We start from the raw sequence: 21,278 nt of genomic DNA, 5'->3' as shown, positions 1-21,278 counted from the left end.
GTCTCCTTTTCCTACAATAGCTGCGTGACTGCATAAAGCAGAAATCCTGCCAGCCCTGCTGCAAGAATACAGATCCCCACGCCAAAAACAGTCCTGATAAACTTCTTTTTCAGGATATATCTTCTGCTTTTACGGATATCTTCTTCCAGCAGCTCCCGAAAATCCAGAATCTGGTCTTTTCCGTTTTCATCCAGCTGCTCCATCGCTTTATGGACAATAAAATAGGTTTCCAGTTCATCATAGCAGGAAGAACACTCCTCTACATGCTCCAGAAAACTCTCTAATTCATTTACACTTAATGTATGATCAATATAACGATTCACCATACTTTCCGCAGTGCTGCAGTCCATAATGCCAGTCTCCTTTCAGCCCTATATCAGAGGTATTATAACGGATAATCCGTAAAAAAACAAGGGACCGGCTCCCGCAGATCTAAAATCTGTGTGTCAGTCCCTCTTTTGCGTGGTATATTATGCTCCTGCAGATACAGATGACCCATTCAGGATCTTCATAAACTCTTCTCCTGTAATCGTCTCCTGCTCATACAGGAATTTAGCCAGTTCGTGAAGCTTGTCAATATTCTCAGTAAGGATCCTGGTTGCTTTCTCATGTTGTCTGCGTACCAGCTCAACTACCTTTTTGTCCAGAAGAGTCTGGGTCTCAAAGGAACAGGTAAGACTTGAATCCCCACCCAGATACTGATTGCTCATGCTTTCCATGGCAACCATGTCAAAGTCATCACTCATACCATACCGGGTGATCATTGCCCTGGCAATCTTGGTCGCCTGCTCAATATCATTAGAAGCTCCGGTAGTAATACTATGGAAAATCAGTTCTTCTGCTGCACGGCCTCCTGTAAATGTAGCGATCTTATTCTCCAATTCTTCCTTGGACATAAGATAATGTTCCTTCTCATCCACCTGCATGGTGTATCCTAAAGCACCGGAAGTACGTGGAATAATGGTGATCTTGTGTACAGGTGCAGAATCCGTCTGCCTGGCAGCTACCAGGGCATGACCGATCTCATGATAGGAAACGATAAGCTTTTCCTTGTTGGAAAGAACCCGGTTCTTCTTCTGATATCCTGCAATAACTACCTCAATGCTTTCTTCAAAATCTGCCTGGGTGGCAAATCTCCTGCCGTCACGTACTGCACGTAAAGCTGCCTCATTCACAATATTAGCAAGCTCTGCTCCTGATGCACCTGCTGCAGCCTTGGCAATCTCATCAAACCGTACAGAATCAGAAATCTTGATCTTCTTTGCATGTACCTTCAGGATCTCTTCACGTCCCTGAAGATCAGGAAGCTCTACCGGAATCCTCCGATCAAAGCGTCCCGGCCTTAAAAGTGCCGGATCCAGAGAATCCGGACGGTTGGTAGCTGCAAGGATCACTACACCCTTAGATCCATCAAATCCGTCCATCTCTGTAAGAAGCTGATTCAGTGTCTGCTCACGCTCATCATTGCCTCCGGAGAAACCTGCTCCATCACGCTTCTTACCAATGGTGTCGATCTCATCAATAAATACAATACAGGGGGCTTTTTCATTGGCCTGCTTAAACAGATCCCTTACCTTGGCAGCTCCCATACCAACAAACATCTCTACAAACTCAGAGCCTGAAATGGAAAAAAAAGGAACCTCAGCCTCCCCTGCCACTGCTTTGGCCAGAAGAGTCTTACCGGTACCCGGAGGGCCTACAAGAAGAGCTCCTTTCGGCATGGATGCACCAATATCTGCATATTTGTGAGGATTATGAAGATAATCCACGATCTCTGTAAGAAGCTCCTTTGCCTCATCCTCACCGGCTACGTCTGAGAACTTGATCCCATTGGTGGACTTCACATATACCTTGGCATTGCTTTTGCCAAAGGACATCATCCCGCCAGGGCCTCCATTTCCCATAGAATTCATCATCTTCTTGTAGATCCATCTGCCCAGAAGTACAAAGATCAGGATCGGGATCAGATAGCCTGCCAGCAGGTTCAGAAGTATGGATGGCTTCTGCGGCTCTACCACTTCCATGCTGGTGCCGGCCTCATATAAACGGTCCACCAGCTGGGGATCCTCCATCCGCACTGTCCTGCACACCGTCTTGGTACCATCTTTCTCTACCACATAATAAATATAGCTGTCCTGTATCTCAGCCTTAGTAACATTGCCACTATCCACATTCTTCAGGAAGGTGGTATAATCGGTCTTCTCCACACTTCTCCCCTGGATCACGGGAAGTACCAACATGTTCAGAACCAGGATCACAACAACTACAGCCAGTGTATATACATATAATGGACGTTTGCCTGGCTTTTTATCATTCAGACTCATGCTTTTTCCTCCGTTTTGTGTTGTATACCTGATGCTATCACTATTTATTCTGAATATCAACAGACCCGGATCATATTTCATAAACTTTTTAGAATTGCTTTTTAGAATTAAAGTTCTTTTTGTAGCATCCCATCCTTGGGGAACGTTTCTTACGTAACAGAAACATTGTAAAGTGATTCCGTATTGCATTATAAAATAAAAAAAGCCCTGATCTCTCAGAACTTGAAAAAGTGCCGGCAGTGGGACTTGAACCCACACGTAGTTGCCTACAACAGATTTTGAGTCTGCCTCGTCTGCCATTCCGACATGCCGGCGCTTGAAACAAAAGTTATCTTATCACAAAAGGCTCGCTTATGCAAGCCTTTTATGATAGATACTGAAATATTTTTATGAACCATTTATGATAGATACTGAAATATCTTATGCTATTTTATGATAGATTCAGAATCATTTTATTCTTCAGAATTTATCTGCATCTTCCAAAAGTTTTTCATAAATCGGAAAGCAGTCAAAAGTAGCAAAATAATCCTTTGGTGTTTCTGCCCTGCGGATCATCTCAAAGGATCCGTCTTCTTTCAGAAGGATCTCGGAAGACTTCAGCTTTCCGTTATAATTGTATCCCATGGAAAAGCCATGAGCACCTGTGTCATGGATCACCAGCAGATCTCCCTTGGAAATCTCCGGAAGATAACGGTCAATAGCAAATTTATCATTATTTTCACAAAGAGAACCGGTAATATCATACATATGATCACAGGGCGCATCCTCTTTTCCCATAACAGTAATATGGTGATATGCCCCGTACATTGCAGGACGCATCAGGTTGACTGCACATGCATCCACACCAATATACTCCTTGTGGGTATGCTTCTCATGGATGGCTTTTGTTACCAGACAGCCATAGGGTCCCATCATAAAACGGCCAAGTTCTGTGTAAATAGCCACATCTCCCATACCAGCCGGTATCAGCACTTCTTCATAAACCTTGCGTACACCCTCTCCGATCACCTTGATATCGTTGGGGGTCTGTTCCTGGCGGTAAGGAATGCCGATACCACCAGACAGGTTGATAAACTTCACATGCGCACCTGTTTCTTTCTGAAGCTTTACAGCCAGTTCAAACATTACTTTTGCCAGCATTGGATAATATTCATTGGTAACTGTATTACTTGCAAGGAATGCATGGATACCAAAATTCTCTGCGCCTTTTTCTTTCAGGATACGGAAAGCCTGGAAGATCTGCTCCGTAGTCATTCCATACTTCGCATCCCCCGGATTGTCCATAATATCATTGCTGATCTTAAATACACCACCTGGGTTGTAACGGCAGCTGATGGTCTTTGGAATACTGCCAACTGCACGCTCCACACTTTCAATATGGGTAATATCATCCAGATTGATGATACCGCCGATCTCATCAGCATATTTAAACTCCTTCTCCGGCGTATCATTAGAAGAAAACATAATGTCTCCTTCCTTACATCCAATGGCCTTTGAAAGCATCAGCTCTGTCATGGAAGAACAGTCACAGCCACAGCCATATTCCTGAAGGATCTTGATCAGATATGGGTTGGGCGTAGCTTTTACTGCAAAAAACTCCTTAAAACCCTTGTTCCACGCAAATGCTTCCTTTAAAGCTTTTGCATTATCACGGATCCCTTTTTCATCATAAAGATGAAAAGGAGTAGGATATTTTGCAGTGATCTCCTGCAGCTTTTCAAGAGTAACAAACGGTTTTTTCTTCATAATAATTTTCTCCTTATGCCTGGCTATTTTGTCTCAATGATGTGCATCATATTTGTCACTGCACCCTCTGTAGTCATGTTTGTTGCAGGATCTCCTGCTGTAAATACAAGAAGATCTCCTTTCTTAACGTGTTCCTTTGCTTTGACAACATTCATGGCCTGAGAAATGATATGCTCTGTAGAATCCTTATGATAACCCTTCAGAGGACAGACTCCCCAAGCAAGCTGCAGCTTGTGCTGAACACGCTCGTTAGGTGTAATGGCATAAATAGGAACCTCTGGGCGGTAATTGGAAATCAAAAGTGCAGTCTTACCGGTCATGGTAGGCGTTACAACAGCTGCTGCCTTCAGATCCCTTGCAGCCTGCACTGCAGCAAGTCCTACTGCACTTGAAACAAGGCCTTGTCTGAACATGTTCCTGTCTTTTCTGTGAATGGTGTTATTAAGATGGGGCTCTGTAGTCTCAGCGATCTCTACCATCATCTTCACTGCACGTACCGGATATTTGCCTGCTGCAGTCTCACCGGACAGCATGATCGCATCTGTGCCATCATAAATAGCATTTGCCACATCTGCCACCTCAGCCCTGGTAGGTCTGGGATTACGGATCATAGAATCCAGCATCTGTGTGGCAGTGATCACAAGGGCATAATTCTCATTACACTTCTGGATGATCCTTTTCTGGATATGGGGAACCTGGCTGGCAGGTATCTCCACGCCAAGATCTCCCCTGGCAACCATAATGCCATCTGCCTCCTGGATAATGGAATCAATATTCTCCACGCCCTCTGCATTCTCGATCTTGGCAATGATGCCGATATCGCTTCCGCCATTCTCATCAAGAAGCTTGCGGATATCACGGATCACCTGTGCATTACGCACAAAAGAAGCTGCCACATAGTCAAAGCCCTGTTCGATCCCGAACAGGATATCCTTTTTATCCTGCTCTGTGATCCCCGGAAGATTCACCTTTACGTAAGGAACATTCACTCCCTTACGTTCTCCCAGTTCACCACCATTTAATACACGGCAAATAATATCTTTTCCTTCGATCTTCTCTATCTCCAAGCCGATCAGTCCGTCATCGATCAGGATCTTACCGCCTGGTTTCACATCCTTGTATAACTCTTCATAAGTGATCGCCACCTTATGCTCATCACCTTCAAAATCCCCAACTGAAAGAATAAACTGGCTTCCGGCGGTTAACGTAACCTTCCTGCCATCTTTCAGAAGCTTTGTACGGATCTCAGGCCCTTTTGTATCCAGGAGCATGGCTACCGGCACATCCAGTTCTTCCCGCAAAGACTTGACCAGTTCCACTCTGCCCTTATGTTCCTCATGGTCCCCATGAGAAAAGTTAAATCTGGCAATATCCATTCCAGTCAGGATCATTTCCCTCATAATCTCCCGGCTGCTGCTGGCTGGGCCAAGCGTACAAATGATTTTTGTTCTCTTCATGACAATTCTCCCTCTAAGTAAAACGCGATGCTGTTGTAAAAAAGTGTCCCTGTCATTTCACATGTGTATGGGTAAACAAATGGTCCTGACAGTATTCATAATTGCCATTGCATTTGGAGCAGAAACGAAATTCCAGATTTGGATCATCCAGCTCAGTCCTGCCGCAGATGGCACATTTATGCTTTGTAATGGCGCCATTCTGCCCGGTGCGGCTCTTTGGCTCCATAGCACGGCGAAATTCGTTGCGTCTGTGAACCTCTTTGGGATTATAACGTTGAATATCTCGCGTTCCCAGAAAATAAATAACAAAATTCAGAAGGGATGCAACGATCAATACAGCCATAAACCAGGCGCCCATACGGATATAGCTGATCATCTCGTATATGATCATCACTCCGTAGAAAATGGACATCCAGCTCATCTTGATGGGAATAATAAAATACAGCATTACCCGCATATTGGGGAAAGAAACACCGTATGCCAGGAATACAGATACACTGATATAATAGGTGGTAAAATAATTCCAGACACCATCACTGACCCCGTCGTATCCCAATCCGTAAACCGCGATCAGATACAGGGCAAACGCTCCGATAATAGTAAATACCATACCAGAAGCAACATAAATGGTATACCTAAGGCTTCCCCAGGTATGCTCAAGGGATGTGCCAATGGGATAATACAAAAACAGAACTGCGATCACAAACCAGAATACGCCTCCGTTGGACGGCGGCAGAAATATCCAGGTCACAAGCCGCCAGATCTGTCCGTGCAGGATCTTCTCAGGATTTAATGTAAACCAGGTAAGAAAGCCGGAATTCACAATACTGATGATATATCCGATCACGTAACAAATGATAACATACAGGGTCAGATTATTGATCCCACCGTATTTACCGTATTTTCGTTCAAGTTTATCAATCCACTTCATTTCCTTGTGTGTCCTCCATCAGAAAAATTTCTTTTTTGATAATATGACAGCTGCGATAATACTAACTGCTATAGATAAAAGAATAATGATCAAAAAACCATGGGTAGTAAAAGAAAATGGCATTCCATTTGCATTCAGGTTCATCCCGTAGGCGCTGAAAATGATCGTTGGAATACTCATCACGATCGTTATCACGGAAAGTACCTTCATAACTACATTCAGGTTATTGGAGATAACAGATGCAAAGGTACCCATCATACTGCTCAGGATCCCACTGTATATATTGGCCATCTCGATCGCCTGCTTGTTCTCTATGATAACATCCTCCAGAAGATCTGTATCCTCCGGATACTGCTTGATGGTATCTACTTTCAGAAGCTTCTCCAGCACGACTTCATTAGATCTGAGGGAAGTGGTGAAATAAACCAGCGACTTCTCCAATTCCAGAAGCTCCATCAATTCCTGATTACGTGTGGACATGTGAAGCTTTTCCTCCACCTGCTCGCTTTTCTTGTCAATGATACGCAGATAACGCAGGTACATACTGGCATTCCTGTACAGGATCTGCAGGATAAACCTGGTCTTCATGTAGGTAAAAAAGTTCCGCACACGTCCCTCCATAAAGCGTGCAAGAACCTGCGTATCCTCCAGGCAGATGGTAAAAATCATCTTTTTTGTAACAATAATGCCTAAAGGGATGGTACCATACCAGTCTTTGTCATTTCTTTCTTCGATCATAGGAATATCTACCAGGATCAGGGTATAATTATCCTCTGCCTCTATACGGGCACGCTCTTCTTCATCCAAAGGTGCTCGCAGATCATCCACTTCAATTCCAAAACGCTCGGAAATCTGAAAGATCTCTGTAGCCGTAGGATTGGTAAGCGCTACCCAGCATCCTTCTTCCGGCTCCTGGATCTCATGAATGGAGCTGTCGATCGTTTTAAAAATCCTGACCATGATTTTCCTCCCTTCCTGTCCCTTTGAAGCCAAATGGACAAGTTCATTTTATTATAAATTGTGCCGGAATTTTTGTCAATTCTATTGGTTTCGGTTTACAAATTTTTAACACCTGTCTATAATAAAGAAATCCGGAAACATCATTGTCCCGGACAGACCACAAAAAGGAGACAACTTATGAGCAGATCATCTTTTGGAAATAGATTTACAGTAACCACCTGGGGAGAATCCCATGGGAAAGCCCTTGGTGCTGTAGTAGACGGCTGCCCTGCAGGGCTTCCCCTACAGGAAAGTGATATCCAGTGCTTTCTGGACAGACGCAAGCCAGGTCAGAGCCGTTATACCACCTCTCGGCAGGAAGGCGATCAGGTAGAGATCCTTTCCGGTGTATTTCAGGGACGCACCACCGGAACTCCTATCTCCATGATCGTATGGAATAAGGATCAACGGTCCAAAGACTATGGGAATCTGGCCTATACCTACCGCCCAGGCCATGCAGACTTTGGTTTTGACCAGAAATACGGCTTCCGTGATTACCGTGGCGGCGGACGTTCTTCCGGCCGTGAAACCATAGGCCGTGTAGCCGCCGGAGCCATTGCCTCCAGGATTCTTTCCGAAATGGGCATCTCTTTGTGTACTTATACCCGTTCCATAGGGGAAATCCAGATCCAAAGCTTTGATCCACAGGCCATAAATGAAAATCCTTTCTATATGCCGGATCCTTTGGCAGCAGACAAAGCCGGTGCTTATCTGGAAGAATGTATGAAAAATCAGGATAGTGCAGGCGGTGTGATCGAATGCAGGATCAACGGGGTTCCTTCCGGTCTTGGAGAGCCGGTATTTGACAAGCTGGATGCAATGCTTGCCCAGGCCCTAATGTCCATTGGCGCAGTAAAAGCAGTGGAAATCGGCGATGGTACTGCTGTTTCTACCATGAAAGGCTCCACAGATAATGACGGCTTTACCGTAAAAGACGGTCATATTACCAAAAGCACCAATCATGCAGGCGGGATCCTGGGAGGGATCAGTGATGGAAGCCAGATCCTTCTTAGGGCACATATAAAGCCTACCCCGTCCATCAGCCAGCCACAGAATACTGTAACCAAAGATAAAGAGCCTATATCCCTTGAGATCCATGGACGCCATGATCCTGTGATCGTACCTAGAGCAGTAGTCGTAGTGGAATCCATGGCTGCTCTTGTGCTTACAGATGCGCTTTTTACCAATATGAGCTGTCAGATGGATAAGATCAAAACATTTTATAACCGGTAAAATCACTTTTGGCAGAAAAAACTGCTGCAGACCCTTCTTCTCACTTATCTGATAAATGGGAAGCGGAATCTGCAGCAGCTTTATTTTTTAAGATATTTATAAACCATTACACTGCTTTTGAAGTTTTCAGTTATGATCCGGTATATCCTCTCCGTCCGGTACCGGCCAGATACCGATACAGTTAGGTGTCTCGATCTTTCTTGGTTTGCCTTTCATAACAATAATATTCTTCTCATAGTCCACAGTAAAGGTGGTGATGGAATTGCTTGAATGATTGGCAATCGCTATATGCTTATTGTCCGGGAAAATGGCCAGATCCTTAGGATAATCCCCACTAATGGGAAGGGTAAACTTCTTGGTGAGAAGACCTGTCTGTTCATCGATCTCATACATGGAAACTGTATTCTCCCCTGCAGTAGTGCAGAACAAATGTCTGCCATCCGGCGCAAGAGCCAGACCTGAGGCTGCATTATGTGACGGATCTGTGTCACCCTTCTGAAGGGTGGAAATGCTCTGCAGCAATTCAAACTCCGGTGTATTTCCGCTGCCATCATAGCTGTAAACCTTGATCTCATTACTAAGTTCAAAAAGAAGATATGCATATCTGCCGTCTGCGCTGAACCGAATGATCCTTGGACCGCTCTCTCTTGGGCAGCGCAAAATATCTACCAGCTCCAGCTTATCTGTTCTCTTGTTGATCCTGTATATCTTCACCTGGTCAATCCCATTATCTACTGCGCAAAGATACTTGTTATCCGGTGTAGGACGTACACAATTCACATGCGGCCGGAAATTACGCTCTGCAACACTGCCAAGGCCTGTATGGAAAACTCCATCCATAACACTGCCAAGACTTCCATCCTGATGGGTATGTACCACGGTAACCTTCCCGTCATGGTAGCCAGCCACATAAAGATATCTGCCATCCACGTCCGTAGCCAGAAAACAGCCCCTCATGCCATCAATGTCCACACTGTTGATCCTTGTAAGGTCTCCGTTCTCATCCCTTTGAAAAACAGCGACCCCCTCATCCTCTATGGAATAAAGAAACTTGCCATTCTTGGAGACTGCCGTATAGGATGCATTGCTTACCTGCACCTCACTGCGCTCTGTCAGGGTTCCCTCTTCCACATTCACATCATACACCTGGATCCCTTTACTGGTTCCATGAGTGTAAGTTCCAACATAAGCCACGTATTTCTTTTTCCCCATTGTTCTGTCAACCTCCTAATGTCATCTCTCATATCCCGAGGTAACTAACAGTTACTGTTCACTCCGTTCTCAGCAACACCCTCTGGTTAATTATACCATATCGTGGTCTTTGTAACAAGCATCAGTCACAACTATTCGTCCGCTGCTTTCCATTTTTTTGTAAGCCTTGTAAGCACCTGATCTGTCTCTTCTCTCAGCTCCCGCTTTCTGGCTGTGTCTGTACTGCCGGTCTGGATCCCGATCACAGAATCATCTGCAATACAAAGTCCTGGAAAATAGAAATCACTTTCTTCTTTATCCCCGGATACATTCACATAGATGCCTTCTTCCTTACATACCTTACAGATCTGCTCATTCAGCTTCCAGTCCTGTGATGCTGCGATCACCATATATGCATTATCGAAATCCGACCGCCTGATGGGACGAAGCTGGATATTGATCCTGCCTGCCTTTCCCATTTCCTGAAGCTCCTGCGTCATCCGAGGTGCGATCACCGTAATATTTCTTGTAAATAAAAGGAGACATTTTGTCCTTTGAAGGGCTGTCTTGCCGCCCCCTGCCACAACAATGTTTTTATCTGATAAATCCACGAACATTGGAAAATACCGACTGTTTTTCATTAGTTATCTCCTGCTTCCTTTATGTTTCCTGCTCATGGATAATATTTTAATCGTGAAAGAATGGAATGTCAATACAGCGGTGAAGGGATGGGGTGCCAGATATAGTAAAATCATCACTTGGCAAATCTTATACATATACTTATTGCATTATGCAAAAAAGATAGGGGTATATATCAGGGCTTCGTTTTCGGATTTCTCTCGTGCGCTTATTATCTCTGTCATTTGCCAAACTCGCACTTACGTCGCTCAAACACGGCAAATAACAGAGAAGCTAGCACGAATCGAAATCTACGAAAGCCTCGCATGATATATACCCCTATTCTTTTATGCAATGCAATGAATCACATCGCTGATTTACCAATAATAATTTTACTATATTCAGTCTGCGGAGTAGACTCGTACTCTTAACGGGATACCAAGGGAGTCTGCCAGTTCCTGGCTTTTGCGTACATTTTCTCCTCCGATACAGTCTACAACTGTAAATCTTACATCATCCAGATATTTTCTGCAGTCGCAGGCAAATTTCAGCATAGCATCAAAGGACTTCTCCCCATAAGCAGGACGTACCACTTCATTATAGGATTTTGCGTCCGGCATGTTCAGGCTGATAGAAACACAGTCTACTGCCTTGCAGATCTCTTCTGCTGTAGATCTTCCGTGGATCAGGTCACTTAACCCGTTGGTATTTAACCGCAGACGGAAATCGTATTTTTTCCTTACGTATTCACTTACTGCCACCAGCTTGTCAAGTGCCATGGTAGGCTCCCCATACCCACAAAAAACAGCTTCCCTGCATCCTGTAAAATCAAACCGGTCTATCGCCTGGATGATCTCCTCAAGAGAAGGTTCCTTGGAAAACCACAGATTCCCTGATTCTCCTACTGTATCTCCATTATTTCGGATACAGAAGGTACATCTGCATGGACATTTGTTTGTCAGATTAAAATACACCTGATGATTATAATGATATACAATATCAGTCATAGTCCTAATCCTCCCATAATGTATATAGGTATTTTTCAAAGCAAACTCCGTCGTTTGGTCCGTACCTTCCTGTACTGCATCCCGGATCGCCTTTCCAAGAAAACGGACTGCCTTATGAACAAGTGCATTTAAGCAGATTTCCTGCACCATCCCTCCACATAAAACAGATGCAAAAAGATCGCCTGTGCCAGAATAGCTGCCTCCTGTTTTTTCAGAAAAAACCCACGTTTTTTTTCCTTTTTCCCCAGATCAGATTACCGATCTGCTTTATTTCTCCATCCTGATCATCCACTCCTGTGATCACGATTCCAGGCACCTGGTACTGTTCATGAAGCCTGCTTCCCAGTGCTTCTATCTCTTTTTGGTATTCTTTACCTGAAAGCTGCAAAAGGGACTCCCATTTCTTTTCCATTTCTTCTTTTCCGTATAGTAAAAGCAATGCCTCTGTCAGATTCGGGGTGATCACCTGGGCTTTAGATATCAGGGTTCTCATTTTCTCACAAAGCTGGGGGAATATATATCATAAGCCCTTCCCTGGTCTCCCATCACTGGGTCTACCAGGATCTTCGTGTCTGATGCAGCAAATCGATGAATGAACTCAAGAATCTTGTCTGCCTGTTTCTCTCCTGCCAGAAATCCTGTATAGATTCCATCCGGATGAAACCCTCGTTTCTCCCATTCATCCATGATTGCATCCATATGCGGTGTATAATCGTCACAATAATATGAGGCATATCCGGTTTGATTGCTAAGAACTGCTGTAGGAAGAGGACAGGCCTGCACACCCATGGCAGAGATCGCCACCGGAATGGCAGCTGTCAGAGAACACTTTCCAAGTCCGGACAGATCATTTAATACTGCTATTTTCTTCAAAGCTTGATTTCTCCTTGTATTTTCATTTATTGTGGTATAGAATATCACCTAAGTGTATCTTAATAAATATCCAAATTTAATTATTTTTAAGGGGACAGTTATGATTCAATTAGATAAAAAAGAAACAAATGACCATTTATATCTGGAAGTGTACCGATATTACCGTGACCTGATAAAAAACGGCAAAATGCTGCCAGGCAGCAAAATGCCCTCCCTCAGGAAACGCTCCCAGGAGCTGAAATTAAGCAGAACTACCATAGAAAATGCTTATCTTCAGCTGGCTGCAGACGGATACATTCTTGCCAAAGCCCAAAGCGGATACTATGTAACTGAAATCTCCGTTCATCAACGCCAGAAGCTCAGTTTCCAATACAGCCAGAGCATAAATGTCCGGTTTGACTTCTCCTCTGCAGGTGTAGACAGAGAAAGCTTCCGTTTCGACCTTTGGAGCAGATATATCAAAAGTGCCCTGCGGCAGGATCAGCGAATGCTGACCTACGGCGAAGTACAGGGGGAACAGGATCTGAGGCAGGCGCCGGCCTGATTACATAAGACAGCGCCGGAATATTCAATGCTCCCCTGATGATATTGTGGTAGGTGCCAGCGTGCAGTGTCTTCTTCAGGTACTGTGCCCGCTTCTGAAAAGCAGGTACCACTCTGTTTCTTTTCCCAATCCCTCTTTCGTACAAGGATCAACCATATTTCAGGATTTCGGATTTCAGCTCCATTACAGGGATAAAAACAGCCAGGTCATCTACGTGTCCCCGGCTCATATGACCAAATGGGGAGAGATCATGCCCGTTTCAAGACGCCTGGAGCTGCTTGAGTATGCAAGCCAGAGGGAAAGCCTGATCATAGAAGATGATTACGAAAATGAGTTCGTATATCTGCAAAAACCAACGCCCTCCCTGTTTGGTCTTTCTGGCGGACAGAATGTGGGTAAAAGACACCGGCTCTTTTTCCAGACTTCTCCTTCCTTCCATCCGGATCAGCTTTATGGTCCTTCCCCCATCTTTGTTGGATGCTTACCGAAAAAAAGCTGATTTTTACAATCAGACAGCCTCTAAGGCAGAGCAGATCGCTTTGTGCCAGTTTATCAGGGACGGTCATCTTGCTTCCCAGACCAGAAAGCTGAAGCGATTATATGCCCAGAAAGGAAAGCAGCTGTGCCAGGTACTTTCCACAGTTTTTGGCAAAGAATACAGCATAAAAATGGGTCCTGCAGGCACAAGCCTTGCCCTGACCCTGCCCTGTGGGGTGAGCACCGATGTTGTTCGCAAGGAGACAGAAAAAAAAGGTCTTCGTATCTCTGTGCTGTCTGAAACAGCAGATACAAAAACCTTCCTGTTGTCCTATTCAGCTATGGAAGTCCAGGATTTTCTCCCGGCTTGCCATATACTGAAAGAAACCCTGCAAAGTCTTTCAGTCTCTTGAATTATTGATCATATATAAAAGAGCGTTCACAATACAGGCTGCAATATTAGAGCCACCCTTTCTTCCCTGGGCAACAATATAGGGAACCGGAGCTTTCATGATCAGTTCCTTTGACTGGACCACGTTTACGAAGCCTACCGGAACACCAATGATCAATTCAGGTTTCAACAAGCCATCTTCGATCAGTTCATACAGTCTCACAAGAGCTGTAGGCGGCACTCCCAACAGCAAAGATCAGCGGCTCTTCCAGCCCTGCCGCCTTGTCCATACTTGCAGTGGCACGTGTGGTGCCTGTTTTTTTTGGCATTCTGTGCCACATCCTCATCTGACATAAAGCAGTACACTTCACCGCCATACCGTGCCAATGCTTTTTTATTGATCCCGGCTTTTGCCATCTGGGTATCTGTTACAATACAGGCTCCGTTTTTGATTGCATCCAGGGCATGCTGTACTGCCCCTTCTGAAAATTTCAGATTCTGTGCATAATCAAAATCCGCACTTGTATGGATACACCGTTTAACGATCAGTTCTGTTCCTCAAACCAGCTGCACATCCCCAAGCTCTGAGGTTATGATCTCAAAGCTCCTTTTTTCTATATCCATAGGCTTAACATTTTCCAGTTCCACCTTTATCATAAGTTACACCCCTTCTTCCAATATGCTGTATATTTTCTTCATGTCCAGATGCTAGTTCTTAAGCTCCGCAGCCAGGATGTTATACTGTGTTTCTTTAAAGGCAGCAAAATCAATGCCTGTCATAGAAGATACATCTATCCCTTTCCTTTCTCCAAGGATCCGGATCAAAGCCTCCACAACTTCCTCTTTATCAAACACCCCATGTACATAGGTTCCACATACATTTTCATGAAAAGCACCTTCTGTCTTTGTTTCTTCCGGCCGATTTCCGGCCACTATCAGCTTTGTTGCAGGCAAGATCCCCTCTTTGTACTGATTCTCCCATATGGATCTCATAACCTTCCAGGCTTACTCCTGACAATGCAACAAATGTACCTTTCATTGGAAGAAACTTCCCTGTAACACGGGTTCTTTCTGTTCTTTGGCTGGCAAATACTGTATCCATAGGCAAAAGACCCATGCCCCGCATCTTTCCGCCAGCTTCCACATGATAAGGGTCACTTAATGTATCTCCCAAAGCATCTGGTACTCCTCTGCAGGTCCCAAATACGATACAGCCTGCAGCTGCAGCCTTCAGAACAGCTGCTTCCAGACCGTTTTCCCTCATCCAAAGCAAATCTTCCATTGTATTTTTTGTTCCCGGAAGAATGATCATATCCGGATTCTTCAGTTCAGACACATGCTGTACATAGCGCAGGGATACCCCTTCTACACTTTCAAAAGGATTAAAATCCGTAAAAATTGGATATCCTAGGCACACGGATCACTGCAATATTCGATCAGACCTGCCGACTGCTTCCTGTCAAACCGCTCCGTCAGGCTGTTCTTCATCCTCCACCTGGATATTCATGTACGGGGCAACCCCTACCACCGGGACGTTGGCTCCGCTCCTCCAGCATCTTTACACCAGGATCCAGAATGGGCTCAGTCTCCCCCGCAATTTGTTGATGATCAGCCCCTTTACCATATCACGCTCGGAAGGCTCCAGAAGGTCTACAGTACCGATCAGCTGGGCAAACACACCGCCCCGGTCGATATCTCCTACAAGAAGCACTGGCGCTTTCTGCCATTTTGGCCATTCCCATATTAACAATATCATCATTTTTCAGATTGATCTCTGCCGGACTGCCTGCGCCTTCGATCACAATGATATCATATATTCATCAGACAATTCCTGATAAGCCTTCATAATGTCCGGCACCAGCTTCTTTTTGTATTTAAAATAATCCCTGGCGCTCATGGGACCCAGCACTTCTCCGTTTATCGATCGACCTGGAGGACCGCAAGCACCACTGGGCAGGCTTTAGAAGGATGGGATTCATCTTTACGGAAGGGCGGTATCCCTGCTGCCTCTGCCTGCATCACCTGGGCTCTTGCCCATCTCCAGACCTTCCTCAGTGATAAAGGAATTCAATGCCATATTTTGTGATTTAAAGGGTGCCACCGAATATCCGTCCTGCCGAAAGATCCGGCAAAGTCCGGCTGCAAGAAGGCTTTTTTCCTGCATTTGACATGGTTCCCTGTATCATAATCGCTTTTGCCATATTTCCTCCAATGCTTTTACCAGTATTTCATTCTGTTCATGCTTTTTCACGGCGATCCGGTAATATCCCTTAGAAAGACCCGGATAATTGCTGCAATCCCGGATCAGCACTTTTTTTTGCAGGCAGGCCAAAAAAAGGTCCTCCTGGGCCTTTAAAAAACAGATAATTGGCCATCGATGGATATACCTTAAGTCCCAGCCTGGTAAGTCTCTCCTTTAAATATGCCTTTTCCTTAAAGACCATCTGCCTTCCGGCCTCCACATATGCATTTTCCAGCTGGCTGCCATCCCTGCTGCCTGGGCTGGTGTGGAAATATTCCAGGGCTGATTTTCTTCTGTCATTTTTTTCAGCAGCCTCGTGTATTTGCACAAAGCCCATACCCAAGTCTTAAGCCTGGCATCGCATACCTTTTGGTAAATGGCCTTTACGATAAAAAGATTCCTGTAGTCTCCCAGTACTTTCTTCAGAGTAGTAGAAGCTGCCGGCTCTTCTACAAAATCGAGGAAGCATTCGTCCACCACAAGAAAAATATCCAGCTCCGCACCTTTTCAGTATCTCCATAAGAACACATTGATCCATCAGAACACCTGTAGGATTATTAGGATTGCACAGAAAAACAATATCCAGTTCTGGCCGCAGAGCTTTCAGAAAATCCCTTCTACCCAAACCTCTTTCTCTTCCAGCCAAAAATGATCTACCTCACATCCCACACCTTGCAAAGCCTGTTCATATTCTGCAAAGGAAGGACCTGTGACCAGCGCCTTCTTTGGCTTTCCTGCACACAGAAAAGATCACCTCAGCTGCCCCATTGCCGCAGATGACCCAGTCAGGATCTACCTGTTCATATTTTCCGATTGCCTCTTTCAAAGGCTGATAGCCTACCTGTGGATACTCATGGATCCGCTCCAAACTATCCCTGGCTGCTGCCTTTACACTTTCTGGTGTTCCCAGCGGATTACAGTTTGCTGAGAAGTCCAGGCAATCCCTGTAATGGTAAACATCTCCGCCATGCACATGATTATTCATCCGTTCCTCCAAATCTTCAGGCTAATCTGATCAGAAATCCAAGCACTGTAAAAGCAGCCATTCCAAGAGCAGCTGTACCATACAGGATCCGGTTCGCCCTTGGAGTATCTTCATATTCCACAGCCCTGTCCGGATCGCCAATGGTAGTGGCTTTTCATACAGCTTTCCAAAATAGTACGCATTGCCTGCCAGCTGTACACCCAGGGCACCTGCCATAGCCGCTTCCGTCTGGGCTGAATTAGGGCTTGCATGATTGCGTCTGTCCCTTCGGTAGATCCTTGCTGCATTTTTCCAGTTAAAGCCGGTAAGTCCGCTTGCTGCTACCATCAGCCATCCGGAAAGCCGGGCCGGAATATAATTGGCCACATCATCCAGCTTTGCAGCAAATCTGCCAAAATACAGGTACTTGTCATTTTTATAACCAACCATAGAATCCATGGTGTTGATGCCTTTGTACAGAAACATAAGCGGCGCACCGCCAATAGCCATGAAAAGCATAGGTGCGATCACGCCGTCAGAAGCGTTTTCAGCAACTGTTTCCACAGCTGCCTTTGTAACTCCTGTATCACTTAAGCTTTCCGTATCCCGTCCAACGATCATGGAAACCGCATACCTGGCTTCATCCAGGGTGCCGTTTACCAGTCTGTCATACACCTTCATGCTTTCCTGCTTCAGCGATCTGGCTGCCAGAAGCTGATAACACCAGAAGGTTTCAAGAAGGAAAGCAGCCACAGGTACAGACTTATATAATGTATAAAGGATGGCAAAGGGCAAAAAATAACAGACTGCACATACCATAAAAGCCATCACGATCCCTGCAGTCAGAAGTCTGCCTGGAGTATCCGGAAAAATCTTCCGGAGTCTTTTTTCCAATACGCTGATCAGATCACCGATCCAGCACACCGGATGTCTGATCCAGGATGGATCTCCAAAGATCAGATCCAGAACGAATCCAAGGGGAAGTGCAAGTATTCTCAGCATTTTCATTGATCTCCTTTGTTTTTCAGGGATTTTTCCTGACGGAACGCAAGGCACCTTTCAAGAAAGGCCTGTGGTATCCGTGGATTTCCATAATAATACAAATGAGGAAATCCTGCAAGTATACGGCCACTGCCCCAGATGCATTCCCTAAGCCTCTTAAGCTTTCCGGCTTTGATGCATGAAAAGCTTCTCCACAGCTGTTGGAATCAAAATAATGAAATTCATGGGCAGGTATGTGTCCCAGATCCGTATGTCCAAGCACAGAGAGCTTCTGCTCAAGAGTAATATAACCAAACCTGGTAAGCCTTGGTGTTCTGTATGCCTTTCCCTTTATCACATCTGCCATCTGATAAAGCTTTCCATCCATACCTTCCATCTGCTGATGCAGGTACATAAAGCCTCCGCATTCTGCAAGAACCGGCATTTGATCCTGAATGGCTTCCCGGATCTGCCCACGCATTTCCTGGTTTTCCTCCAGCTGCTTACCATACAGTTCCGGATAACCGCCATATAGCAAAAGTCCCTGTATATCCTTCGGAAGATTCTTGTCATGAATTGGTGAAAATGGCACCAGTTCTGCTCCCATCTGCTGAAGAAGCCTGAAATTATCCTCATAAAAAAAACAGAAAGCTTCATCCTTTGCCAGTCCGAGCCGAAGCTTCTTTTCTTTCTTTGGTAAACTCCATCCAAAGGAAGGGTCCACTTTTTCCAGTGTATCTGGTGCGTCAATCTTTGATGCTTCCCCGGCAAGCTTCAGGATCTCATCAATCTCCAGGGTATCATTCAGGATCTGGGAAAGCCTGTAAAGCCGCTGCTTCAGTCCTGGAATCTCCTCTGGAAGGATCAGTCCAAGATGACGGCTTTCGATCAGGCAGTCCTCCACCTTTGGCACATAGCCAAGAACCTGGATCCCCAGCTGTTCCTGGACCATTTTTTTCATCCTTGGATACAGCATGGCCGACATCTGGTTAAAGATCACACCTTTAATGTGGCTGTTCTTTTTATATTCCAGAAACCCTTTGATATAAGCAGCCAGAGAAACACTCATCCCTTTGCTGTTTACGATCAGGATCACCGGAGTATCCGTAAGGTCTGCCAGATCATAAGCACTGGCCTTTGTGGTCGTGCCTGCCACTCCGTTAGATAATATCCCATAACGCCTTCCATAACAGCCAGATCACAGTCCTTTGCATTTTCCTGAAGCAGATATCTGGTAACATATGGAGATGTAAAAAAGGTGTCAAGATTTCTGGATTTGGTACCGATCACCCTGCTGTGGAACATGGGATCAATATAATCAGGCCCGCATTTAAAGGAAGCAGCCCTGATCCCTCTGTTTACAAGCACCTGTAAAAATCCGCAGGTGATCAGTGTTTTTCCGCTTCCGCTTGCCCCTGCTGCAAAAAGGATCCTGGGAATCTTCATTTCTTTTCCTCCCTCTTCTGACAGGTGATGATATAAATAGGATTTTCTCCCATCATCATATGGTAACGTCCGATTTCTTTAGATCTTGCAGCACTTATCTGCACAATGTCTGTTTCTGTAAACTGCTGATTCTTTATTACCTGCAAAGCCCTCCCCTACGGTTTCCAAAGTAATACAATTGATCACGATCCGTACTTTCGGATTCTTTTCCATAAGCAGATCTACGATCTGGAAAGATTCCTCGAAGAACCTCCGATAAATACATGGGTAGGCGCCGGCAGACTTTTCAGAGCTTCGGTGCTTCTCCCTTGATCACTGCCAGGTTATCCGCTGCAAATTTCATTTTATTTTCAAGGATCAGCTCTGCTGCCTCATCCTTTTTTTCAATTGCATATACTTCTCCATCAAAAGCCCTTAAAGCCATTTCCACAGACAGGGAGCCTGTACCTGCCCCCACATCATAGCATATGGCATCCTTTGGCAGCTGAAGCTTGGAAAGGGAAACCGTGCGGATCTCTTCTTTTGTCATAGGCGCCTTGCCACGGATAAATTCCTCATCCCGGATACCATGCACCAAAAGCTGCGGCTTTGCCTTCGGATTGCAGGCACAGACCACACATAAAGCATCCCCTTCATATCCGATCAGCTCTCCTGCTGGTTTTGCAAATATTTTTTCCTCAGGATAAGAAAGCTTCTCTCCTACATACAGCATCACATCTGACATGCCATAAGAAACCAGCTTTGCAGCCAGATTTCCGATTTCCTCTGCCACCGCCAAGAATAGCAAAAACCTTTCGGTAATGGCAAATATAGTGGATCAGATTACAATTCTTTCCATGTGCGCTTAAAAGCTTTGCGTCCTCCCAGGACATGTGGATCCTGGACATAAAATAAACCACTGAGGAAATCCCGCAGATCACCTGTGTATCACTGCCAAGACCTTCCAAAAGCTTTTTGGCCCCACTGTAAAATCCCACATCTCCGGATAATACGATCAGAATATTTTCAAATTCCGGATGCTCTTCAATGTACTTCAGGATCGCTTCGCTGCGGTACTCATATACCACTTTCTGGCCTGGCATCCCTACGCTGTCTGCCATCCTTCTTGCACCGATCACAAGATCTGCTTCCTGAACTGCCCTTTTCCCCTGGATGGTAAGGGTTTCTTCAGAACCCATCCCGATTCCAAGCACAGTAACCTTTGGCTTTGCCAAAATCTGGAAACGCTTCTGCAAAAACCGTTTACATTCCAGAACGGTCAGTCCCTGCTCCTTTATGGGCCGCCCAATGATCACCGGAACTGCATGACAGTTTAAAGCCGCATCGATCTTTTCCTGGAAGCCTCCAGCCATCCCGGTATCCTTTGTAACAAGAAAATGGCACACTGAAACTGCCTGAGCATAGCTTCATTTAATTCTCTGGAAAAGAAGGCCCCTGCGTACCCGATCAGATGCTTCCCTTCAAATCCCATTTCCTTGCATGCACTGATCACGGAAGGAAGGGAAAGTACACGTGCGTACACCCGCTCCTTATTATAATCCGGAAGTCCGGTAAATGCTAAAAGCTCCTTGCTTCCTCTGTAGTAAGCAGAATACTTCCCCTGGTGCCTTTTAAATATTCTACAGCGTCCTGAATGCTTTCTGTATAAACCGCCTGATCCTCATGTTTTCCCTGTGCCCGCAGGATCCTTACATACTCCGTATTTTTGTTGTCACAGGCTTCACGGATATTTTTCGAGTTTACTTACTTGCTTGCCTGAGGATGAGTGGCATCCAGCACCAGTTCCGGAGACGTTTTCCTGAATAAAGGCCTCCATCTGGCTTTCATCCATACGCCCGGCATGAAGCGCCACCC

The 21,278-nt window shown here is 45.3% G+C and carries 21 protein-coding genes, 1 tRNA gene and 4 pseudogenes; 3 read left to right on the top strand and 23 right to left on the bottom strand.

What is annotated here, in order from left to right:
• Nucleotides 1-11: 11 nt before the first annotated feature.
• The 7 genes from R1Y93_RS06995 to R1Y93_RS06965 all read right to left on the bottom strand — a co-directional run bounded on the left by R1Y93_RS06995 (nt 12) and on the right by R1Y93_RS06965 (nt 7,418).
• Complete coding sequence (locus R1Y93_RS06995) at nt 12-350, bottom strand: anti-sigma factor family protein (protein ID WP_500822236.1); 339 nt, start codon at nt 348-350, stop codon at nt 12-14.
• Nucleotides 351-470: 120 nt separating this feature from the next.
• Nucleotides 471-2,324, bottom strand: coding sequence for an ATP-dependent zinc metalloprotease FtsH (gene ftsH / locus R1Y93_RS06990; protein WP_500822235.1), 1,854 nt, complete (start codon nt 2,322-2,324; stop codon nt 471-473).
• Nucleotides 2,325-2,555: 231 nt separating this feature from the next.
• Nucleotides 2,556-2,638, bottom strand: a tRNA-Leu gene (locus R1Y93_RS06985).
• 145 nt (nt 2,639-2,783) lie between these two features.
• Nucleotides 2,784-4,070, bottom strand: coding sequence for a diaminopimelate decarboxylase (locus R1Y93_RS06980; RefSeq protein WP_500822234.1), 1,287 nt, complete (start codon nt 4,068-4,070; stop codon nt 2,784-2,786).
• Between the two features lie 23 nt (nt 4,071-4,093).
• Nucleotides 4,094-5,527, bottom strand: a complete 1,434-nt coding sequence (gene pyk, locus R1Y93_RS06975) for a pyruvate kinase (protein ID WP_500822233.1) — start codon at nt 5,525-5,527, stop codon at nt 4,094-4,096.
• Nucleotides 5,528-5,579: 52 nt separating this feature from the next.
• Nucleotides 5,580-6,458: a rhomboid family intramembrane serine protease gene (locus R1Y93_RS06970; protein ID WP_500822232.1), complete on the bottom strand. Its 879-nt coding sequence runs from the start codon at nt 6,456-6,458 to the stop codon at nt 5,580-5,582.
• Between the two features lie 18 nt (nt 6,459-6,476).
• Nucleotides 6,477-7,418 (bottom strand): magnesium transporter CorA family protein, encoded by a 942-nt coding sequence (locus R1Y93_RS06965; RefSeq protein ID WP_500822231.1) that lies wholly within the window; start codon nt 7,416-7,418, stop codon nt 6,477-6,479.
• Between the two features lie 177 nt (nt 7,419-7,595).
• Between R1Y93_RS06965 and aroC the strand changes: the two genes are divergently transcribed.
• The gene (gene aroC / locus R1Y93_RS06960; RefSeq protein WP_500822230.1) at nt 7,596-8,690 is read left to right on the top strand and encodes a chorismate synthase; all 1,095 of its coding nucleotides are present in this window, start codon (nt 7,596-7,598) and stop codon (nt 8,688-8,690) included.
• Between the two features lie 126 nt (nt 8,691-8,816).
• On the opposite strand, the gene R1Y93_RS06955 is transcribed toward aroC, so the two are convergent.
• The 5 genes from R1Y93_RS06955 to R1Y93_RS06935 all read right to left on the bottom strand — a co-directional run bounded on the left by R1Y93_RS06955 (nt 8,817) and on the right by R1Y93_RS06935 (nt 12,379).
• Complete coding sequence (locus tag R1Y93_RS06955) at nt 8,817-9,902, bottom strand: lactonase family protein (protein WP_500822229.1); 1,086 nt, start codon at nt 9,900-9,902, stop codon at nt 8,817-8,819.
• 131 nt (nt 9,903-10,033) lie between these two features.
• A complete protein-coding gene (locus R1Y93_RS06950) occupies nt 10,034-10,522 on the bottom strand; it encodes a precorrin-2 dehydrogenase/sirohydrochlorin ferrochelatase family protein (RefSeq protein ID WP_500822228.1) in 489 nt (162 codons plus the stop codon).
• 378 nt (nt 10,523-10,900) lie between these two features.
• On the bottom strand, nt 10,901-11,656 hold the full coding sequence (locus tag R1Y93_RS06945; protein ID WP_500822227.1) for a TIGR04100 family radical SAM protein: 756 nt from the start codon (nt 11,654-11,656) through the stop codon (nt 10,901-10,903).
• Between the two features lie 61 nt (nt 11,657-11,717).
• Nucleotides 11,718-11,999: a hypothetical protein gene (locus R1Y93_RS06940; protein ID WP_500822226.1), complete on the bottom strand. Its 282-nt coding sequence runs from the start codon at nt 11,997-11,999 to the stop codon at nt 11,718-11,720.
• Nucleotides 11,996-12,379, bottom strand: a complete 384-nt coding sequence (locus R1Y93_RS06935) for a carbohydrate kinase family protein (RefSeq protein ID WP_500822225.1) — start codon at nt 12,377-12,379, stop codon at nt 11,996-11,998. The genes R1Y93_RS06940 and R1Y93_RS06935 overlap by 4 nt, the downstream gene beginning before the upstream one ends.
• A 100-nt stretch (nt 12,380-12,479) precedes the next feature.
• Here R1Y93_RS06935 and R1Y93_RS06930 point away from each other — a divergent pair, with 100 nt between their 5' ends.
• Together R1Y93_RS06930 and R1Y93_RS06925 are read left to right on the top strand one after the other, a co-directional pair.
• A complete protein-coding gene (locus tag R1Y93_RS06930; RefSeq protein ID WP_500822224.1) occupies nt 12,480-12,923 on the top strand; it encodes a GntR family transcriptional regulator in 444 nt (147 codons plus the stop codon).
• A 389-nt stretch (nt 12,924-13,312) separates the two neighbouring features.
• Nucleotides 13,313-13,813 (top strand): hypothetical protein, encoded by a 501-nt coding sequence (locus R1Y93_RS06925; protein ID WP_500822223.1) that lies wholly within the window; start codon nt 13,313-13,315, stop codon nt 13,811-13,813.
• Here R1Y93_RS06925 and R1Y93_RS06920 read toward each other — a convergent pair.
• The 11 genes and pseudogenes from R1Y93_RS06920 to R1Y93_RS06870 all read right to left on the bottom strand — a co-directional run bounded on the left by R1Y93_RS06920 (nt 13,802) and on the right by R1Y93_RS06870 (nt 20,946).
• Nucleotides 13,802-14,445 (bottom strand): annotated as a pseudogene (locus R1Y93_RS06920) (precorrin-8X methylmutase). The gene R1Y93_RS06925 and the pseudogene R1Y93_RS06920 overlap by 12 nt on opposite strands.
• A gap of 54 nt (nt 14,446-14,499) precedes the next feature.
• A pseudogene (locus R1Y93_RS06915) lies at nt 14,500-15,992 on the bottom strand (cobyric acid synthase).
• Nucleotides 15,974-16,123, bottom strand: coding sequence for a hypothetical protein (locus R1Y93_RS06910; RefSeq protein WP_500822222.1), 150 nt, complete (start codon nt 16,121-16,123; stop codon nt 15,974-15,976). Before R1Y93_RS06910 ends, R1Y93_RS06915 begins: the two are co-directional and overlap by 19 nt.
• Nucleotides 16,124-16,207: 84 nt before the next feature.
• Complete coding sequence (locus tag R1Y93_RS06905) at nt 16,208-16,513, bottom strand: hypothetical protein (RefSeq protein ID WP_500822221.1); 306 nt, start codon at nt 16,511-16,513, stop codon at nt 16,208-16,210.
• Nucleotides 16,514-16,718: 205 nt separating this feature from the next.
• Nucleotides 16,719-17,018: a hypothetical protein gene (locus tag R1Y93_RS06900; RefSeq protein ID WP_500822220.1), complete on the bottom strand. Its 300-nt coding sequence runs from the start codon at nt 17,016-17,018 to the stop codon at nt 16,719-16,721.
• A 16-nt stretch (nt 17,019-17,034) separates the two neighbouring features.
• Nucleotides 17,035-17,999: pseudogene (gene cbiB, locus R1Y93_RS06895) on the bottom strand (adenosylcobinamide-phosphate synthase CbiB).
• A gap of 2 nt (nt 18,000-18,001) precedes the next feature.
• Nucleotides 18,002-19,424, bottom strand: a pseudogene (locus tag R1Y93_RS06890) (cobyrinic acid a,c-diamide synthase CobB).
• Nucleotides 19,421-19,570: a hypothetical protein gene (locus tag R1Y93_RS06885; RefSeq protein ID WP_500822219.1), complete on the bottom strand. Its 150-nt coding sequence runs from the start codon at nt 19,568-19,570 to the stop codon at nt 19,421-19,423. Before R1Y93_RS06885 ends, R1Y93_RS06890 begins: the two are co-directional and overlap by 4 nt.
• 140 nt (nt 19,571-19,710) lie before the next feature.
• Nucleotides 19,711-20,148 (bottom strand): precorrin-6Y C5,15-methyltransferase (decarboxylating) subunit CbiT, encoded by a 438-nt coding sequence (cbiT, locus tag R1Y93_RS06880; RefSeq protein ID WP_500822218.1) that lies wholly within the window; start codon nt 20,146-20,148, stop codon nt 19,711-19,713.
• Entirely contained in the window at nt 20,102-20,776 is a 675-nt protein-coding gene (locus R1Y93_RS06875) for a cobalt-precorrin-7 (C(5))-methyltransferase (RefSeq protein WP_500822217.1), read from the bottom strand. The genes cbiT and R1Y93_RS06875 overlap by 47 nt, the downstream gene beginning before the upstream one ends.
• Nucleotides 20,737-20,946, bottom strand: coding sequence for a hypothetical protein (locus R1Y93_RS06870; RefSeq protein WP_500822216.1), 210 nt, complete (start codon nt 20,944-20,946; stop codon nt 20,737-20,739). The genes R1Y93_RS06875 and R1Y93_RS06870 overlap by 40 nt, the downstream gene beginning before the upstream one ends.
• Nucleotides 20,947-21,278 lie beyond the last annotated feature (332 nt).

The sequence above is a fragment of the Blautia sp. HA3515 genome (assembly GCF_059933065.1).
This window is presented reverse-complemented; position numbering and strand designations above follow the sequence as displayed.

What these genes read in the sequence shown, in the direction of transcription:
- R1Y93_RS06995 (WP_500822236.1), bottom strand. Translation starts at nt 350, where the DNA reads ATGGACTGCAGCACTGCGGAAAGTATGGTGAATCGTTATATTGATCAT.
- ftsH (WP_500822235.1), bottom strand. Translation starts at nt 2,324, where the DNA reads ATGAGTCTGAATGATAAAAAGCCAGGCAAACGTCCATTATATGTATAT.
- R1Y93_RS06980 (WP_500822234.1), bottom strand. Translation starts at nt 4,070, where the DNA reads ATGAAGAAAAAACCGTTTGTTACTCTTGAAAAGCTGCAGGAGATCACT.
- pyk (WP_500822233.1), bottom strand. Translation starts at nt 5,527, where the DNA reads ATGAAGAGAACAAAAATCATTTGTACGCTTGGCCCAGCCAGCAGCAGC.
- R1Y93_RS06970 (WP_500822232.1), bottom strand. Translation starts at nt 6,458, where the DNA reads ATGAAGTGGATTGATAAACTTGAACGAAAATACGGTAAATACGGTGGG.
- R1Y93_RS06965 (WP_500822231.1), bottom strand. Translation starts at nt 7,418, where the DNA reads ATGGTCAGGATTTTTAAAACGATCGACAGCTCCATTCATGAGATCCAG.
- aroC (WP_500822230.1), top strand. Translation starts at nt 7,596, where the DNA reads ATGAGCAGATCATCTTTTGGAAATAGATTTACAGTAACCACCTGGGGA.
- R1Y93_RS06955 (WP_500822229.1), bottom strand. Translation starts at nt 9,902, where the DNA reads ATGGGGAAAAAGAAATACGTGGCTTATGTTGGAACTTACACTCATGGA.
- R1Y93_RS06950 (WP_500822228.1), bottom strand. Translation starts at nt 10,522, where the DNA reads ATGAAAAACAGTCGGTATTTTCCAATGTTCGTGGATTTATCAGATAAA.
- R1Y93_RS06945 (WP_500822227.1), bottom strand. Translation starts at nt 11,656, where the DNA reads ATGGTGCAGGAAATCTGCTTAAATGCACTTGTTCATAAGGCAGTCCGT.
- R1Y93_RS06940 (WP_500822226.1), bottom strand. Translation starts at nt 11,999, where the DNA reads ATGAGAACCCTGATATCTAAAGCCCAGGTGATCACCCCGAATCTGACA.
- R1Y93_RS06930 (WP_500822224.1), top strand. Translation starts at nt 12,480, where the DNA reads ATGATTCAATTAGATAAAAAAGAAACAAATGACCATTTATATCTGGAA.
- R1Y93_RS06925 (WP_500822223.1), top strand. Translation starts at nt 13,313, where the DNA reads ATGTGGGTAAAAGACACCGGCTCTTTTTCCAGACTTCTCCTTCCTTCC.
- R1Y93_RS06900 (WP_500822220.1), bottom strand. Translation starts at nt 17,018, where the DNA reads ATGAATAATCATGTGCATGGCGGAGATGTTTACCATTACAGGGATTGC.
- cbiT (WP_500822218.1), bottom strand. Translation starts at nt 20,148, where the DNA reads ATGTCAGATGTGATGCTGTATGTAGGAGAGAAGCTTTCTTATCCTGAG.
- R1Y93_RS06875 (WP_500822217.1), bottom strand. Translation starts at nt 20,776, where the DNA reads ATGGCTGGAGGCTTCCAGGAAAAGATCGATGCGGCTTTAAACTGTCAT.